Origin of the sequence: Bacillus sp. ISL-41 (genome assembly GCF_018613235.1) — a bacterium.
Taxonomy (GTDB): Bacteria; Bacillota; Bacilli; order Bacillales; family Cytobacillaceae; genus Mesobacillus.
Genome location: NZ_JAGGQP010000009.1, coordinates 1 through 16,688, shown reverse-complemented (window position 1 = coordinate 16,688; position 16,688 = coordinate 1). Strand labels below are relative to the sequence as shown.

General features: G+C 43.1%; 12 protein-coding genes, 15 tRNA genes and 1 rRNA gene. 2 read left to right on the top strand and 26 right to left on the bottom strand.

Annotation, left to right across the window (positions count from 1 at the left end):
• Window positions 1–16 precede the first annotated feature (16 nt).
• The 3 genes from J7I80_RS04285 to J7I80_RS04275 all read right to left on the bottom strand — a co-directional run bounded on the left by J7I80_RS04285 (window position 17) and on the right by J7I80_RS04275 (window position 4,551).
• Window positions 17–1,414 carry an efflux RND transporter permease subunit gene (locus J7I80_RS04285; RefSeq protein ID WP_251027586.1) on the bottom strand — a complete coding sequence of 466 codons (1,398 nt, stop codon included), beginning with the start codon at window positions 1,412–1,414 and terminating at the stop codon, window positions 17–19.
• Complete coding sequence (locus J7I80_RS04280) at window positions 1,407–2,906, bottom strand: MMPL family transporter (protein WP_214736155.1); 1,500 nt, start codon at window positions 2,904–2,906, stop codon at window positions 1,407–1,409. Before J7I80_RS04280 ends, J7I80_RS04285 begins: the two co-directional genes overlap by 8 nt.
• Before the next feature lie 130 nt (window positions 2,907–3,036).
• Window positions 3,037–4,551, bottom strand: a complete 1,515-nt coding sequence (locus tag J7I80_RS04275; RefSeq protein ID WP_214736154.1) for a glycine betaine uptake BCCT transporter — start codon at window positions 4,549–4,551, stop codon at window positions 3,037–3,039.
• A 349-nt stretch (window positions 4,552–4,900) separates the two neighbouring features.
• Here J7I80_RS04275 and J7I80_RS04270 point away from each other — a divergent pair, with 349 nt between their 5' ends.
• The gene (locus J7I80_RS04270; RefSeq protein WP_214736153.1) at window positions 4,901–5,701 is read left to right on the top strand and encodes a C39 family peptidase; all 801 of its coding nucleotides are present in this window, start codon (window positions 4,901–4,903) and stop codon (window positions 5,699–5,701) included.
• A 91-nt stretch (window positions 5,702–5,792) separates the two neighbouring features.
• Here the strand turns inward: J7I80_RS04270 and yhbH are convergent, their stop codons facing one another.
• From yhbH to queG, 7 genes are all read right to left on the bottom strand, one after another.
• Window positions 5,793–6,962 (bottom strand): sporulation protein YhbH, encoded by a 1,170-nt coding sequence (gene yhbH, locus J7I80_RS04265; protein WP_192473535.1) that lies wholly within the window; start codon window positions 6,960–6,962, stop codon window positions 5,793–5,795.
• Window positions 6,963–7,319: 357 nt separating this feature from the next.
• Window positions 7,320–7,502 carry a hypothetical protein gene (locus J7I80_RS04260; RefSeq protein ID WP_214736152.1) on the bottom strand — a complete coding sequence of 61 codons (183 nt, stop codon included), beginning with the start codon at window positions 7,500–7,502 and terminating at the stop codon, window positions 7,320–7,322.
• A gap of 82 nt (window positions 7,503–7,584) precedes the next feature.
• Entirely contained in the window at window positions 7,585–9,480 is a 1,896-nt protein-coding gene (locus J7I80_RS04255; protein WP_214736151.1) for a PrkA family serine protein kinase, read from the bottom strand.
• A 337-nt stretch (window positions 9,481–9,817) separates the two neighbouring features.
• A complete protein-coding gene (nfsA, locus tag J7I80_RS04250; RefSeq protein WP_214736150.1) occupies window positions 9,818–10,567 on the bottom strand; it encodes an oxygen-insensitive NADPH nitroreductase in 750 nt (249 codons plus the stop codon).
• Window positions 10,568–10,698: 131 nt separating this feature from the next.
• Entirely contained in the window at window positions 10,699–11,178 is a 480-nt protein-coding gene (trmL, locus tag J7I80_RS04245; protein WP_214736149.1) for a tRNA (uridine(34)/cytosine(34)/5-carboxymethylaminomethyluridine(34)-2'-O)-methyltransferase TrmL, read from the bottom strand.
• 90 nt (window positions 11,179–11,268) lie between these two features.
• On the bottom strand, window positions 11,269–12,162 hold the full coding sequence (locus J7I80_RS04240; RefSeq protein WP_214736148.1) for an amidase domain-containing protein: 894 nt from the start codon (window positions 12,160–12,162) through the stop codon (window positions 11,269–11,271).
• Window positions 12,163–12,249: 87 nt separating this feature from the next.
• Window positions 12,250–13,407, bottom strand: a complete 1,158-nt coding sequence (gene queG, locus J7I80_RS04235; RefSeq protein ID WP_214736147.1) for a tRNA epoxyqueuosine(34) reductase QueG — start codon at window positions 13,405–13,407, stop codon at window positions 12,250–12,252.
• 103 nt (window positions 13,408–13,510) lie between these two features.
• Here queG and J7I80_RS04230 point away from each other — a divergent pair, with 103 nt between their 5' ends.
• Complete coding sequence (locus J7I80_RS04230) at window positions 13,511–14,179, top strand: B3/B4 domain-containing protein (protein ID WP_214736146.1); 669 nt, start codon at window positions 13,511–13,513, stop codon at window positions 14,177–14,179.
• A gap of 283 nt (window positions 14,180–14,462) precedes the next feature.
• On the opposite strand, the gene J7I80_RS04225 is transcribed toward J7I80_RS04230, so the two are convergent.
• The 16 genes from J7I80_RS04225 to rrf form a co-directional block, all read right to left on the bottom strand.
• Window positions 14,463–14,536: transfer RNA gene (locus J7I80_RS04225), tRNA-Gly, on the bottom strand.
• Window positions 14,537–14,588: 52 nt separating this feature from the next.
• Window positions 14,589–14,673 (bottom strand) — tRNA-Leu (locus J7I80_RS04220).
• 42 nt (window positions 14,674–14,715) lie between these two features.
• Window positions 14,716–14,790: transfer RNA gene (locus tag J7I80_RS04215), tRNA-Cys, on the bottom strand.
• Between the two features lie 9 nt (window positions 14,791–14,799).
• A tRNA-Gly gene (locus J7I80_RS04210) sits at window positions 14,800–14,874 on the bottom strand.
• A gap of 6 nt (window positions 14,875–14,880) precedes the next feature.
• Window positions 14,881–14,955, bottom strand: a tRNA-Gln gene (locus J7I80_RS04205).
• Between the two features lie 40 nt (window positions 14,956–14,995).
• Window positions 14,996–15,071: transfer RNA gene (locus J7I80_RS04200), tRNA-His, on the bottom strand.
• Window positions 15,072–15,082: 11 nt separating this feature from the next.
• Window positions 15,083–15,156 (bottom strand) — tRNA-Trp (locus J7I80_RS04195).
• A gap of 8 nt (window positions 15,157–15,164) precedes the next feature.
• Window positions 15,165–15,249: transfer RNA gene (locus tag J7I80_RS04190), tRNA-Tyr, on the bottom strand.
• Between the two features lie 71 nt (window positions 15,250–15,320).
• Window positions 15,321–15,396: transfer RNA gene (locus J7I80_RS04185), tRNA-Phe, on the bottom strand.
• Between the two features lie 145 nt (window positions 15,397–15,541).
• Window positions 15,542–15,617, bottom strand: a tRNA-Asp gene (locus tag J7I80_RS04180).
• Between the two features lie 3 nt (window positions 15,618–15,620).
• Window positions 15,621–15,694, bottom strand: a tRNA-Met gene (locus J7I80_RS04175).
• A 181-nt stretch (window positions 15,695–15,875) separates the two neighbouring features.
• Window positions 15,876–15,951 (bottom strand) — tRNA-Val (locus J7I80_RS04170).
• Between the two features lie 3 nt (window positions 15,952–15,954).
• Window positions 15,955–16,029 (bottom strand) — tRNA-Glu (locus tag J7I80_RS04165).
• A 16-nt stretch (window positions 16,030–16,045) separates the two neighbouring features.
• A tRNA-Ser gene (locus tag J7I80_RS04160) sits at window positions 16,046–16,137 on the bottom strand.
• 4 nt (window positions 16,138–16,141) lie between these two features.
• Window positions 16,142–16,216 (bottom strand) — tRNA-Asn (locus J7I80_RS04155).
• Between the two features lie 67 nt (window positions 16,217–16,283).
• Window positions 16,284–16,399, bottom strand: a 5S ribosomal RNA gene (rrf, locus tag J7I80_RS04150).
• Between the last annotated feature and the right edge of the window lie 289 nt (window positions 16,400–16,688).

Genomic DNA, 16,688 nt, shown 5'->3' with positions numbered 1-16,688 from the left:
CCTCATACTGCCACCCCTAGCTTACTGGTAATTCCTTCTCCCCTACATGTCTTATTTTCACAAAACGGTCGAGAATAATCAAGATGGCAGGCATGACTACAATTGTACTGAACAGTGCCAGGGATATATTTATTAATGTCATCAAGCCGAAGTTGCTCAAGATGACAAAATCGGAAACCAGCAGTGCGCTGAACCCGCCGATTGTGGTAAAGGCAGATGCGAGGATTGCCTTCCCTGTTTTTCGATTCGTGACCATGATGGCTTCCTTGCTGTTTCTGCCTTTTTTCCGTTCTTCATAAAAACGCTCCATGATCAGTATGGTGAACTCTGTGCCAATTCCGATAATCAATGCTCCCAATGTGGCAGTCAACGGGGTATATTTGATATCAAGTAAAAACATGGCTCCGCCTGACCATCCGACAATCAGGGCGATTGGCAGCAATGGTATAAATGCTTTGACAGGATGGCGGTATACTAACAGCAAGCCAAAGAAAACAAGCCCCATCCCGAGCAATGTCATTTTATACCTGCCAGTAGTCAATGCGGTAACCATCTCAACATCCAGCACTGCTTTTCCGGTAACCGTTGTATCAACTCCTTTTAATTCTTCCGCCTTAAAATAGTCGGCTAAGTCATCAATGAAACCTTTAAGCTCCTCTGCCTCTAGGTGCTCTATACTCAAGGTGATGACACCTTTTGTTCCTTCTTCATTAATTAACAGCTTTTTCTGTGCTTCTGGCATATCAGCCAAATATTCCTCTATCTCATGATTTACAGGAAATTCCCCATCATTCATCTGTCGAAGGGCAGTTGTGACTGAACGTGCATCTGTAATGGTTTCTGGAAATTCACTTTTAACTGTTCCGGTAATCCCATCTACCCACTCCAATATCTCAGCAGATGACACATCGTCAGCTTCATAGACAACCGAAATTTCATCGGTACTGCCGATAATTTCTCTTAACTTATGAATATCCTTTAACTCCTGTGTATCCTGCGGCATAAACTTTTCAACATCCGTTTCGACCCCTGCTTGTAAATCAACCCAGATACCAAGCCCTGCTGATAGGAAGGCAGCAAAAAGGATGAGCCACTTCAGCAAAATCAGTTTATTTGTAAACCAATTAAAGAACCTGTCTCCCTTCTTATTTCTAAATTTTACTTGTTTCTTTTTATTCCTTTCTTTTTTGAAGAAATGATCTCTAGTGAATAAAATCGGAATTAATATAAACACTCCTGCTATAAAACTGATGATCATTCCTACTGTCAGCATCTTGCCAAAGTCCTGGATCATCGGCACAGGAGATGTGTATAAAGCAATAAACCCCAGCCCGGCAGCAATTAAGGCTGTCAAAACTGCCGGCACCATTTGCGTTAATGTTTGATATAGGGCCTTCTCTGGTTTGTTATTCATGGTCATCCTCCTCATCTGCCATTTCTTCTGAATACCTGTTTTGGAACTGGATTGCGTAATCAATCCCAAGACCTATAAGAATCGGGAAAACGGCCATAGAGACCATGGTTATTGGTATCTGAATCCAGCCCATCAAACCAACCGTACCAATGACAGCTATTAAAATGATACCTAATGGAAGTAAGCGCCAACTTACATTGAAGGTGAAAAATAAAATGATGACCATGAACAATATAGATAGCATCATCATTTTCTTCATGCTTTCCTTCATGGATGAGCGGATTGCATCATCCAAAACTGGCTTCCCGGAAACCATTGTATCTGTTGACTCTATTTGATTTTCATTCAAATATGACTTAACCGTTTTTGAAATGTCACTTTTTGAGTCATCCGAAACATTTCCGCCAAATTTCACAATCATGATCATGGTATGATCGTTTATAATGACTTCATTAAAAATATCTTTCCTCTTGCCATTATTATCATAAACAATGTATTCCAGAGTTTCCTGCTTTACAGGCAATCCTGGTTTCAATGTATCGGAGTAATCATTCATCGCGGTTAATTTTTCACTGATTTCGACCAGGTTTGTGCCCATTTCACTCAGACCTTTGCTGAGCTGCTTTAAATCTTCAGTCTGCTTTGCCTTTCCTGCCTGGAAGTCTTCAAATTGTCCTTGCTGTTTTGATAATCCACTTTCCATTCCTTTTAAACTCTTGATTGTTTGATCTGGAACATTTGGGAGAGCCTCAGATTTCTCAGCTCCCTGCAGCATTTTTTCAGAAAGCTGGATCAAGTGGATGCTCATTTTATTAACCTGTTCTGCTTGATGTTTCTGTTGCGGGTCATTTGCGTTGTATTTTGAAGCCAATTCTTTCAGTTTCATCCCTGCATCTCTTGTCTGGGCTCCAAACTGAGAATAGCCACTAACAAGATTTGTCGTTCCTGCCTTTAGTTTCTCCTGTCCTTGAATCATGTTATCTATTCCCTGATTAAGTTCCGGCATTTGGCTAGCCATGTTTGGAAGCTGTCCTTCTGCAGAAGCATTGGCTTCCATCTGATCTCCAATCTCTATTAATTTTCCACCCATATCTTTCAGGCCATCCGAAACTTCTTCTATTCCTTCTTTATATTTCTCAGCTTGCTTAGACGATATTTCTTCTACCAGAACAACAGGACTCATGACGCTATAAACCTGTTTTTGTGTATTAAGGATTGCTTCAAGACCTTTCATATGTTCCAGCCTGTCAACCGTTAGCACATCTTTATCATCAGTTGCTTCATAAACGATGATGATCGATTCTCCCCCGAATTCTTCTTCAAGCTGCTGGTTGCTTTTATAAACCATTGATTCAGTGCTTACCAGTGTCTCATTCCCCGTAGCCATTTGGACGTTACTTGCCCCTGCAGCTAAAAGCACAACAGCCATTATCGTTAATAAAACTATTTTTACCGGGTGTTTTGACATCCATGACCCAAGTATTTTCAGCATCTTCCTTCCCCCCTGAAACTAATGAATGTAAGTAATTACTTACATAAAGTATAAACAGCCTCGCCAATTATGTAAAGACCAAATTAAAAAAGGAGCCATCCCATAAACTGGAATGACTCCTCACTAATTATTAAGGCTTGCGTTTAGGAATTTTTCCAATTCCGAGTTCTTTTGCTTCTTGATTCAGGGCTTTAATTAGACTTAATCCCATTAATGCCATAATGATGGAGAAGGGCAATGCAGCTACGATCATTGTATTTTGCAATGCCTGCAGTCCGCCAGAGTACAGCAATACTAAAGAAATTGCCGCCAGCATGATTCCCCATGTGAATTTAATCCTGTTTCCTGGTGTCAGAGATCCATTGGTGGTCATCATCCCTAAAACAAATGTACCTGAATCTGCTGAAGTGATAAAGAATGTACCGATAAGGATCATTGCCAGGATGGACAATAAAGAACTTAATGGATAATTGGCAAACACGCCAAAGAGCGCTTCTTCGGTCGCGAGTTCTGAAATATTCGCAATCCCTTCGTGCTCAAGCATGATCGCTGAACCTCCAAAAGCAGAAAACCATAGGAAGCCAATCAAAGAAGGTACAAGGAGTACACCAAATACAAACTCTCTGATCGTACGGCCTTTAGAAACTCGAGCTATAAAAATCCCTACAAATGGCGCCCAGGCAATCCACCATGCCCAGTAGAAAATAGTCCAGCCGTTGATCCACGAACGGACATCTTCATTTAAAGGCGCAATCCGGAAACTCATTGCCGGCAAATTTTGAAGGTATGTACCAATTGTGTTGGTAAAAAGGTTCAGGATAAATTGGGTGGGTCCTAAAAATAGCATCGCAACGAGCAATACCGCAGCTAGTATCATGTTTACATTGCTTAAAATCTTGATACCTTTTCCAAGTCCTGTCCATGCAGAGATCATGAACAATACTGTTACAATCAGGACAATAAACAATTGAGTGACGAAACCAGTAGGTATTCCAAATAGGTAAGAAAGTCCACCGTTAATTTGTACAGCTCCAAATCCCAAAGTTGTTGCCACACCCACTACAGTCGCGACAACCGAAATCACGTCAATTACTTTTCCAACTGCACCATTCGTCCTGTCGCCTAAAATAGGGCTGAGGGTAGCACTAATCAATCCTGGCTTTCCATGTCTGAAATTGAAATAAGCAAGAACTAATGCAACAATTCCATAAATGGCCCAGGCATGGATACCCCAGTGGAAGAACGTGAATCTCATTGAATCACGGATTGCCTGGTCAGACCCCGCCTCCACTCCAGTTGGTGTAGAGACCATATAATGGCTTATCGGTTCAGCAGTACCCCAGAAAACCAGCCCGATCCCCATACCGGCGCTAAAAAGCATCGCATACCAAGTCAGGGTAGTAAACTCTGGGCGGTCATCCTGCTTGCCAAGTCTGATTTTGCCGAGAGGACTGATTAAGAAATACAGACAAACAATGACAATAGCAGAAACAAGAATTAAATAATACCAGCCAAAAGAATCAGTAATGAATGCCTGGATACTGGCTGTAACTGATTCAAGCTTATCTGGAACAAACACACCGAAAAGAACCATTAATAACAAAATTCCTGTCGATATGAAAAAAACAGATGAATCCTTTTTCATCAAAAAACTCCCTTCGTCAACTTTGCACTTTAATACCCTAACACAAATTGTGTTTTTTTTAAAAAGATTGTACTCATAACAGAGATAGTATTACCGATTAGATTCAAAAAGATGAATGTCAGAAATTCTTTTTTTACTGGAGCTCACTTCAGGTTCAACTACTAAATTCCCCAATATTCTTCCCAAAAACTCAAACTTAAGGACTTTTTATTTTAATTACGCTATGATAGTTACCTTTTTACCAGCCGGTTTCCAATATCATTCTATTAGTCTATTGAATCATTGTCGAACTTTGGTTAAAATTGTAAGAGATGCCCAGCCTGAAGGAGAAATGTTAGGAGACGATATTTTGAATAGAAAGTTGCTTATTAGAACACTATCCATTGGAGGCATTTTCCTGGCGACCTATCTGGGAGCGGAAAATTTACGATCGATTGAAAATCCAACGGCAGAAACACAAGCATCAGTTGCTCCAAAAATCAACCGAACTGAAGCTTATTCCATAACAAAGTCCATTGAAGATAAAGAATTTCTCAAGGATTTCTTCAATACAGAGAAGAGAGAGATGATTGAAGGGGTTCCGCACATCAGTCAGCTCCCCGAATTACAACGAGGCTGTGAGGTAACCAGCCTAACAATGCTTTTGCAGTATGAGGGAATCGCAGCCGATAAAATGACCTTGGCTGAGCAGATACATAAAATACCATTCCGCGACGCAAATTATGTTCGCAGCAATCCATATGATGGCTTCGTAGGCGATATCTATACTTTCAGTAAATCGGGATATGGCGTTTACCATGGTCCTGTAGCAAAGCTTGCAGAGAATTATATCCCTGGAAAAATCAAGGACATTACTGGCCAATCCATTGATTCAGTTTACGAACTGATCGATACTGGATCGCCAGTTTGGGTCATCATCAATTCCACCTTCGCTCCGCTTCCTGAATCGGAATTTACCGTTTGGGAGACAAATACCGGAAATGTGAAGATTACTTACAAGGAACACAGTGTTTTGATTGTCGGCTATGACGAGGAGTCTATTTACATAAACGATCCGCTTGCCAGCGATGGTTATAAGACCGTGCCACGGACACCATTCGAGAATGCCTGGATCCAGATGGGCAGCCAGGCGATTGGAATTGAAAAATAATAGATTGTTAATATTGGAGTTCCTATCCAGCGTGAGAACAACGATGATGAAATAGAAAAATCGGCAGGAGCTCTATCCTGCCGATTTTTTATTAAGCATACATCTTGTTTTCTTCCTGTTTGAAAAAACTTTTCATCGCGTGGAATACATCAGCTTTCTGCTTGAGGATATAGTAACGGAAGTTATCGTCTTTAATGTTTTTATACGCGGACATTAGGGTCGAGTGGCGATTGTACTGATTGACTTCTCCATAACCAAACATATTGGAGACCTTCATCAGCTCTTCTACTAATTTTACACAGCGGGCATTGTCGGAGGTCAGGTTATCACCATCTGAAAAATGGAATGGGTAGATGTTAAACTTGCTTGGATTGTATTTCAGGTCTATAAGTTCCAATGCTTTCCGGTAGGCGGATGAACAAATGGTACCTCCGCTTTCTCCTTTTGAGAAAAAATCTTCCTCGGAGACTACCTTTGCTTCTGTATGGTGAGCGATAAATTCGATTTCGACTGTTTCATACTTGGAGCGAAGGAAGCGTGTCATCCAGAAGAAGAAGCTCCTCGCCATATATTTTTCCCACAGTCCCATACTGCCGCTCGTATCCATCATGGCTAGAACAACAGCCTTTGAATCGGGCTTCACGACCTCATTCCACGTCTTGAATTTAAGATCTTCCTTGTAGATTGGGTGGAACGATGGTTTGCCTGTCATCGCATTCCGCTTGTAAGCTGACATCATGGTCCGCTTTTTATCAATATTGCCCATCAAGCCAGTCTTCCTGATGTCGTTGAATTCAATATTTTCAACGAGGTGCTCCTGTTCTTCCTTCTTCTTGAGGTTAGGAAGCTCCAGCTCTTTAAATAACGCTTCTTCGATTTCCATCATTGATACTTCTGCTTCGTAATAATCTTCACCGGCCTGGTCTCCTGCGCCTTGCCCCTTTCCGGGACCTTGCTGCTGCCCGGAGCCATCACGCGCGACGACATCACCTACTTTACTGTCGCCGTTCCCCTGGCCGACATGTTTGTTCTTATCATAGTTATAACGGATTTTGTACTCATCCAGTGACCTTATTGGAATCTTTACGACATCCCTGCCGTTGGACATGATAATATTCTCTTCGGTGATCAAATCAGGCAGATTGCTCTTTATTGCTTCCTGCACCTTTTCCTGATGGCGCTGTTGGTCATCATGTCCTTTGCGGTGGAGGGACCAATCTTCCTGGGAAATCACAAACTGGTGACTGCTTTCATCGGTCATTTTCAACCCCTCCTTTGAAATTTTCATTTTGACAGTAACATAATTCAACATACCTTCATACAATATCCCGATGGACTTTTCCCTTGTGGGAATTGTAATTACTCTATCTTATGCAGGAAGACAAAATAATTTACAAATAATTTTGACAATTAACCTTTTCTCCTATGGATGGACAAGCCCATTTTATCTTGAAACCCTTTTGAGCATTATTGTCCTTTTTCCTGATAAGTTCTTTTCCAAGACAGCATTTACTACTGTCCTGGACGCAGGCATCAACTTCTGGGCAAATGATTATAATCAGCAATATGCAGAGTGTCATGGCCATAAAAAAAATAACCTTTGCGTTATCAGCAAAGGTTATTCCTTTTCATTCGCTTTATCAAACTGGATTGGATCCGGTACTTTATCATAGTCTTCTTTCAATACTTCACCTGTGCGACGGTGTTCCATTTGCTTACCTAGATTTTCGATTTCTTCCTCATTGCGTGCCATGGAACTATTTTTAGGGACATAGTCTTTTGGCAATTCTTTTTCACTCATGTTTATCACCTCTTGCCTGTACTATTCCCGCTATCAGGATTTCATAAACTAAAAGGACCCGCAATCTGCAGGTCCTCAAAATCTATCTATTCAACAGGCTTCCGACATACCGCAGCAATTCATTCGCTGAGGTAGAGTTGTATCCATGCTCATCGATCAATCTGGCGACGACATTATTGATTTTCTTCAGCTGCGTCTCATCAGGAGTCTTCGTGGAAGTCGTAATCTTAACGACATCCTTCAGATCAGCAAACAGCTTTTTCTGGATTGCTTCCCGCAGGCGGTCATGCGAATTGTAATCAAACCTCTTGCCTTTGCGCGCATAGGCAGAAATCCTGATTAAAATCTCTTCGCGGAAAGCTTTCTTGGCATTTTCGGAAATGCCAATCTGTTCCTCGATAGAGCGCATCAGCTTTTCGTCCGGATTGATTTCCTCGCCAGTCAGCTGATCACGCATCTTCGCCTTATTACAATAAGCTTCAACATTATCAAGGTAATTATCCATAAGGGTTTTAGCTGACTCTTCATACGAGTACACGAATGCCTTTTGAACTTCTTTCTTGGCGATATCGTCATACTCCTTCCGGGCAAGAGAAATATAGTTCAGGTAGCGCTCCCTTGTCTCGGCGGTAATCGACGGATGCTGGTCAAGGCCTTCCTTAAGTGATCTCAGGACGTCCAAAGCATTAATTGTTTTAACTTCTTTCCTGATAATTGTAGAAGAAATTCGGTTGATGACGTAACGAGGGTCAATTCCGCTCATTCCCTCATCCTGATGCTCTTTTTTCAATTCCTCAACATCAGCTCTGTTATACCCTTCGACACTTTCACCATCATAAAGCCTCATCTTCTTGATCAGGTCGATGTCGCCCTTTTTAGGATCCTTCAGACGCGTAAGAATCGTGAACATCGCAGCCACCCTCAGAGTATGCGGCGCAATATGGACATCATTTACATCACTTTCCCTGATCATCTTGTCATAAATCTTCTCTTCTTCAGTCACTTTTAGGTTATATGGAATCGGCATCACAATGATACGTGAATGCAAGGCTTCATTCTTCTTGTTGGAAATGAAAGAACGGTATTCAGTTTCATTCGTATGCGCGACAATCAACTCATCCGCACTAATCAATGCGAATCTTCCCGCTTTAAAATTGCCTTCCTGCGTCAGGCTCAGCAAGTGCCAGAGGAATTTCTCATCACACTTGAGCATTTCTTGGAACTCCATCATCCCTCGGTTCGCCTTATTCAATTCCCCATCAAAACGATAGGCCCGCGGATCGGACTCAGATCCATATTCCGCGATGGTCGAGAAGTCAATGCTGCCAGTCAAATCCGCAATATCCTGGGATTTAGGATCAGATGGACTGAATGTGCCGATACCCGTCCGCTTATCCTCGGAGAAGAAGATTCGCTCCACGATGACATCTTCAATCCTGCCGCCATACTCTTGTTCAAGCCTCATCATATTAAGCGGAGACAGATTGCCTTCAATTCTGATGCCATATTCATCATAAAAATCCTTGCGCAAATGATGCGGAATCATATGCAGTGGGTCTTCATGCATTGGGCAGCCTTTGATCGCATATATTGCTCCTCTGTCTGTATGTGAATACGCCTCAAGCCCTCTTTTCAGCATTGTGACGAGTGTTGATTTACCTCCACTTACCGGTCCCATCAACAACAAAATCCGCTTTCTGACATCAAGCCTTTTCGCAGCTGGATGAAAATATTCCTCAACAAGCCTTTCCAGCGCCTCTTCAAGGCCGAATAACTGTGAATTGAAGAAGGAATAGCGCTTCTTGCCTTTTTCTTTTTCAATTCCTGCGTCCTTGATCATATTATATACACGCGAATGTGCCGATTGAGCTACCCATGGCTGTTCCTTCACAATTTCAAGATATTCCCTGAACGTCCCTTCCCATTTAAGCTTCTCTTCTCCTTGGCGATACATCTCAATCTTTTTTAAAATATCCATATGGACCTCCCCATCTAGCGTTATCAAGAGACGATTAATAAATTCTATGCAGCAAACAATTTGAACATGCGTAAACGTTCTGCAAGGATGATTGTCCTTTTTTACCTCCTAAAGGAAAAAATAAGCCCATCCTTCACAGTTGCAGCATAATAGGATATAATGATTTCTATATGAACAAAACGATAAAAAGGGAGGCTTACATACATGAAACTAATCCTAATTATAGGCGTAAGTATTGCATTTCTAGCTGCTATTTTCACAGGCGGTTACGATGATAAGCCGGGAGTCAACAAAAAATAAAAAGCTGCCGATTGGCAGCTTTTTTACTTTTCTATGATTATTTTTTATTCAAATTCTGTTTTTCCACAAACTCCTTCATGTACATCCTTGATTTTCGCCCAAGCATTTTTGCCATCTGTTCCGTCCAGGTATCCTCACGTTTTCCTCCGGTTCTTTCCCGGTAGTATTCTGAAGTAGTGGTATTATAGTCGCGGAGCTGCTTTTCAAGCACACCCCTGTCCTGTTGGTACTCATTTTCCATATACACATGCTCGAGAGGCAGACGCGGCTTTACGTCCGTGTCCTGGTCAGGATATCCTACTGCCATGCCAAACAGCGGAATAACATGTTCTGGTGTCTTCAGAACCTCCTTTACCGCCTCGAGGTCGTTCCGTATTCCGCCTATATAGCAAATCCCCAATCCCATGGATTCGGCCGCAATAGCGGCGTTCTGGGCTGCCAGAGCAGCATCGATCAAGGCAACCATGAATTTCTCTGTACTCTCAATCGAGTCATCCAGATCTGACACTTCCATCTCTGCTATGACCTTATGGCGGTGAAGATCCGCACAGAAAATGAAGAAATGTCCATTTGCCGCAACATAAGCTTGATTCCCTGCAATTTCAGCGAGCTTGTCCTTCTTTTTTTGATCCGTAACACCAATGATTGTATACGCCTGGATAAAGCTCGAAGTAGATGCCGCCTGGGCACTTTTTACAATTGCTTCAATTTGTTCTCGATCCAGCGGTGTATCCGTAAAACGCCTGATCGAACGATGCTGTAAGAGAGTCTCGATTACCTGGTTCATTTAAATAACAACTCCTTCTGGAATATGTATAACCTGAAAAGTAACATTTTCATTCACGGCAAAGTACTCATTCGTCTTCAAAATACCAGCTGGCACATAGGCATGCCAAAAAGGAGACCTGAAAAGGCCTCCTAGTATTTACGCAAATCGCGATAGTCCTGCTGCCTAAGCGCTTCATAAATCAAAATCGCGGCCGTATTAGACAGATTTAAAGAACGGATATTTTCATTCATAGGCAGCCTCAGGCATGTCTCCATATTGTTTTCGATCACTTCTTTAGGAAGTCCTGTCGTCTCTCTGCCAAAAATAAAAAAGAAATCCTTTTCAGCTGCACTATAATCAAAATCGGAATGCGCCTTCTTGCCAAATTTGGTCACATAAAAGAATTCTCCGCCCTCGTTCTGTTGATAAAAATCCTCAAGCGAATCATAATAGTGAATCTTAACATGATCCCAGTAATCCAAACCCGCCCTCTTCAACATCTTGTCATCCGTTGAAAATCCCAACGGCCTGATCAAGTGAAGCTCGGTATCGGTACCAGCACATGTGCGGGCAATATTGCCAGTGTTTGCCGGTATGAGCGGCTGGTATAATACAACATGCAATGCCATGACTTTCACCTCTGTTAAAAACTAAAGCTATTATACCACTACACTCCTTCTCAGCAAAAGAAATGGCGCCGTATGAGTGTCATTTAGTCATCAAATATCGTCGTAATCATCCGTAATCGTAAAGAACTTGTATTTAATATTCGGGGTATAAGCAGTCGAATCCTCATAAGCCCAATATCGCATCCGGCTGTTATACGTATGAGCATTGACTAGCGGCATGCCATCAGCATCATGTCCCGTAACAATTGTAGTATGGTCGAAACGGCCATCTCCCTCAAAATCATAGCAGATGACATCACCAAGCTTTAGTTTTTCAGCACCGTTTACTTCTCTCCCCCTTAAGCCCAGCTTGGACCCTGGGATGTACCAGCGCATCGCATTGGCTACTGACCAGCTGAAGCTCCAGTTATCATTCTGCATCCACCAGCCATTGCTGCGGTTTGGATACCCGCGCATCGGCCCTCCACCCTGATGCAGGCATTGTGAGATATAGTTTGTACAATCAACCTCGAACTTCTTATATGCAGGGTTGTAGTCATTCCACCATCTTTCTGCATACTGGACGGCCTTCAGCCTGTCGTATCTGAAGCCCTTCCTCTCCCGGTCTCCCTCCTGCTGCGCAAAAGCAGGCAACGCTTCATCGCTGCCGTAGGACTCTCTGATCTCATTTAGCTTTTCATCCTTTACCAGTACCCCCTTGTAAAATTCCGCCTGCCTCTTCTCCACTTCCTCCTCCATGTAAAATAGACCCCGCTGCTTGATCAAATACTGAAAATGAACCTCATATAAAATCGAGGCATTCTCTTTATCTTCAAATTTTTCTTCAACCCTGCCATTTGCCTTTGCTTTTACAATTTCAGCAGATCTGTTGGCAAAACTCTGCTTTTTCTGCTCTATACTTGGACACTCGTGCAATTGATTCCTCGGCATGGAAACACATTGAAGGACACGCTGTTCCAACAGTTCCTGCAGTTGCTCACGCATATTCATCTCTCCCTTCACCATTCATATTTATGAAGCGTTCCAGGATTTCACGCATAAAAAAAGATGGATTTATAAAATCCATCCTTCCTACACAGTTATATTCGTCTCTGAGCTATCCATGAAAAAATCCATGCCCTTCTGAATCTCATTTAGTACTTCCTCATCGTTCTCGACACCAGAAGCAAGCTTCAAAGCCTCCAACGCCTCAGCACCGCCAATCTTCCCAAGTGCCCATGCTGCCGTCCCTCTGAGTACTGGTCTCAGATCATTCTTCATTACCATGATCAATTCAGGTATTGCTGTATCATCCTTATAATGCGCAAGGGCAATGATTGCGTTACGCTGGATAGGCTTTTTCCCCCGCCATGAACCAGATACATGTCCGAACTTTTCTTTGAACTCCCGATTGCTTATGCTTAGTAAAGGTTTAAGAAGGGGCTTCGCAATCTCAGGGTCAGGTTCCATTTCTTCATGGAAATGAAAATCCTTTCCTTTATTCTCAGGACAAACTGTCTGGCAAGTATCACAGCCATATAAACGGTTGCCAAGCTTTTCACGGAACTCGTCTGCTAAAAAGCCCTTTGTTTGTGTCACGAAGGCAATACATTTTTGCGCATCCAGCTGCCCTCCCTGTACAAGGGCTCCAGTCGGACAGACATCCACACATTTATTGCAGCTGCCACAGCGATCCTCCATTGGCGTATCCGGTTCAAATGGAATATTCGTGATCATCTCACCCAAATAAACATATGAACCGAACTCCGGTGTGATGATCGAACAGTTCTTGCCGCTCCAGCCTATCCCTGCCCGTTCGGCAACAGCCCTGTCCACAAGTTCACCCGTATCGACCATCGACTTGAACCTCGCATCAGGTACCTTCGATACAATGTATTCCTCCAGTTTTTTCAGCCTATCCCTTAAGACCGCGTGGTAATCCGTCCCCCAGGATGCACGGCAGAAGATTCCACGCCGTTCTCCCTTCTTGCTGACAACTTTCGTCTTCATCTTTGAAGGATAAGCTAGTGCAATCGAGATGATTGATTTAGGACGGTCAAAAATCAGCGAAGGCTCCGTTCTCTTCTCAATATCCTTTTCCTCGAACCCGGATTGATATTGAAGTTCCTGCTGCCTGTATAACCTGACTTTCATCTCTTCGAAGGCAGATGGAGCAGCAAAACCAATTTTATCGATACCAATCGTTTTGCTGTAAGCAATAATATCCTTCTTTAAGGTTGCCGTATCCATAGGTGTCCTCCTTCCTGCTTGATATCTATATTTCAATCCATAAATTTAAAAGCAAATTACTTTTATGATAAACTATTTTAAAGCAGATTTGGAGGTGGAATCAATGGAAATTCAAGTTTCCAAGGCGATTTGTGATCTAATTCCCGGATTTTCAGTCGGAATCATCCAGTATAAAGACATCCAGGTTGGCGAGTCCCCGCAAATGTTAAAAGGCAGGCTCCAGCTTTTCCAGGAATCTATTTACTTCGAACTTCTAGAAAAAAATGTAACCGATCTCGAAGGCATCAAAGAATGGCGGGCAATATTCAAAACAACTGGAAAGGATCCTAACCGCTACAGACACTCAGCGGAAGCCCTTTACCGCCGTGTGGCAAAGCAGAATTATCTCCAACCCCTACATAGCGCGATAGATTTAAATAATTTCTTCTCACTTGAATATCAAATTCCAATAGGCGTTTATGACAGTGATAAGCTAGTGGGGAATGTAACGATTAAAATAGGAGAAGAAAACGAAGAATACACAGGTTTAAATGGAAGAACTAATAACCTGGCGAACCTGATTATCTCTGCTGATGAACAAGGACCATTCGGAAGTCCATTTGTTGATTCAGAAAGGACAGCAGTTACTGAAAAAACAACAAACGCCCTGCAGATCGTCTATTTAAGACCTTCATCTTCTCCAGAAAGCATGCAAAAAATGACTGAGTCACTAATGAACATGTTTATCCAAATCCATGGCGGATCAGGCACATATAGAATTTCGGGATGCTGATGCATCCTTTTTCTTTTGGGATGATGATCATTCATTGGTGATTATCATGCAGGTATGAGTATTCATAAGCGGAGACTTTCCGGTTAACTGCAAAAAATAAGACACATATTCAACGATTTAGATTAAATAAACGGAAAAATCCCTCTTATTCTTAAAGAATTCAGGGTCGTTTTCAATTTAAGCAGAATTTTTACGTTTATCTCAAACACTGTGAAATCAAAGAAAAGAAAAAACGCAGCATATCGTTTTCTGGAAACGACATACTGCGTTAGTCACGTATGTATGGAGCGGGTGAAGGGAATCGAACCCTCATCATCAGCTTGGAAGGCTGAGGTTTTACCACTAAACTACACCCGCATACATATCTTTATGAAATAAAGAAAACAGGAAATCCTGTTTATAATAAAAGTGGTACCGGTGGTCGGGGTCGAACCGACACTCCAGAAGGAACACGATTTTGAGTCGTGCGCGTCTGCCAATTCCGCCACACCGGCATATTAAAATGTCTTGCTTTCTTGCTGCCACTAATGAGTTAGTGGAGGCGGCAACCGGATTTGAACCGGTGAATAAAGGTTTTGCAGACCTTTGCCTTACCACTTGGCTATGCCGCCATATATTTTTGGAGCGGAAGACGGGATTCGAACCCGCGACCCCAACCTTGGCAAGGTTGTATTCTACCACTGAACTACTTCCGCAAAAAATGGCTGGGCTAGCTGGATTCGAACCAACGCATGTCGCAGTCAAAGTGCGATGCCTTACCGCTTGGCTATAGCCCAATATATTATATGCTCTTATTATTACATTTGTGAATTATAATGGGGCGACTGATGGGAATCGAACCCACGAATGCCTGAACCACAATCAGGTGCGTTAACCACTTCGCCACAATCGCCATTATAAAATTGGCAGGGGTAGTAGGAATCGAACCCACACCAAAGGTTTTGGAGACCTTCGTTCTACCTTTAAACTATACCCCTATATTAAGTGGTGGAGGGGGACGGATTCGAACCGCCGAACCCTGAGGGAGCGGATTTACAGTCCGCCGCGTTTAGCCACTTCGCTACCCCTCCACTATAACATCTTTTTTGATGTTAAAAAACCCATTTTCTCAAATTCCCTGAATAGCCAGGTATTGTATATATGGTGGCTCAGGACGGAATCGAACCGCCGACACAAGGATTTTCAGTCCTTTGCTCTACCGACTGAGCTACTGAGCCACTATAATATTGCATCCTAAACCTTTACTTGTTTAGGTCCTTTGCTCGAATGACCTTCGGTCTTTCTCGCAAGTTGCCGCAGAAGCTTACTCGGAGATGTGAGCAACTTGCTCTACCAACTGAGCTACTGAGCACTTAATGAAAATGGCGGTCCCGACCGGGATCGAACCGGCGATCTCCTGCGTGACAGGCAGGCATGTTAACCGCTACACCACGGGACCAGATTGCGGGGGCAGGATTTGAACCTGCGACCTTCGGGTTATGAGCCCGACGAGCTACCGGACTGCTCCACCCCGCGACGGTAATAAAGATATTGTTTTGTGCATGCTCCTTGAGAGCAATGACTGTCCCGATCTCAGGAAGCTTATTCAAGCTGCTGCTCGATCGGTACAACTCGCAGTTCATACAGTGAAGTAACGCTCGTTGCTCCACCCCGCGACGGTAATAATTGAAGATTATTTTCACTTCGTGAAAAATCATGGTGGAGGATGACGGGATCGAACCGCCGACCCTCTGCTTGTAAGGCAGATGCTCTCCCAGCTGAGCTAATCCTCCATTTGGTGACCCCTACGGGATTCGAACCCGTGTTACCGCCGTGAAAGGGCGGTGTCTTAACCGCTTGACCAAGGGGCCAGATATAAAGTTTCTATGGCGGAGAGCAAGGGATTCGAACCCTTGAGACAGCGTTGACCGTCTACACGATTTCCAATCGTGCTCCTTCGACCTCTCGGACAGCTCTCCAAATTGGCTCCGCAGGTAGGATTCGAACCTACGACCGCTCGGTTAACAGCCGAGTGCTCTACCACTGAGCTACTGCGGAATAATGATTATTTCTCCGACTTGGATACGCGATCCACATCTTTGAAGATTGGATGAAAATGCATCCTGCCCGGCGGCGTCCTACTCTCACAGGGGGAAACCCCCAACTACCATCGGCGCTGAGAAGCTTAACTTCCGTGTTCGGTATGGGAACGGGTGTGACCTTCTCGCCATCGCCACCAGACATTTTTTTAAAGACAATATCTATTATACTGTCTTTTATGCATTTTGCAAGAGAAAATTTAAGAAAGTTTTTCACTTAATGAAAAGCTTTTATTCCCTCAAAACTAGATAATGTGTAAGAAGAATTCAAGAGAAACGAGTAATTATTGTCCAGTTTCGGCTCCTAGCCTCTCGAGATTGCTTCGGTCCATCCGCTGAAGTCAAAGAACGACTTCAACTGCTGGCCCTCCAGCACTTGTCGAGGCTGAACAGTCGCCTACACTTTTCGTTTTTGGTTAAGTCCTCGAACG

Bases quoted from the DNA above. Each gene is read 5' to 3' on its own strand.
- J7I80_RS04285 (WP_251027586.1), bottom strand. From the start codon at position 1,414: ATGAATAACAAACCAGAGAAGGCCCTATATCAAACATTAACGCAAATG.
- J7I80_RS04280 (WP_214736155.1), bottom strand. From the start codon at position 2,906: ATGCTGAAAATACTTGGGTCATGGATGTCAAAACACCCGGTAAAAATA.
- J7I80_RS04275 (WP_214736154.1), bottom strand. From the start codon at position 4,551: ATGAAAAAGGATTCATCTGTTTTTTTCATATCGACAGGAATTTTGTTA.
- yhbH (WP_192473535.1), bottom strand. From the start codon at position 6,962: ATGACCGATGAAAGCAGTCACCAGTTTGTGATTTCCCAGGAAGATTGG.
- J7I80_RS04260 (WP_214736152.1), bottom strand. From the start codon at position 7,502: ATGAGTGAAAAAGAATTGCCAAAAGACTATGTCCCTAAAAATAGTTCC.
- J7I80_RS04255 (WP_214736151.1), bottom strand. From the start codon at position 9,480: ATGGATATTTTAAAAAAGATTGAGATGTATCGCCAAGGAGAAGAGAAG.
- nfsA (WP_214736150.1), bottom strand. From the start codon at position 10,567: ATGAACCAGGTAATCGAGACTCTCTTACAGCATCGTTCGATCAGGCGT.
- trmL (WP_214736149.1), bottom strand. From the start codon at position 11,178: ATGGCATTGCATGTTGTATTATACCAGCCGCTCATACCGGCAAACACT.
- J7I80_RS04240 (WP_214736148.1), bottom strand. From the start codon at position 12,162: ATGCGTGAGCAACTGCAGGAACTGTTGGAACAGCGTGTCCTTCAATGT.
- queG (WP_214736147.1), bottom strand. From the start codon at position 13,407: ATGGATACGGCAACCTTAAAGAAGGATATTATTGCTTACAGCAAAACG.
- J7I80_RS04230 (WP_214736146.1), top strand. From the start codon at position 13,511: ATGGAAATTCAAGTTTCCAAGGCGATTTGTGATCTAATTCCCGGATTT.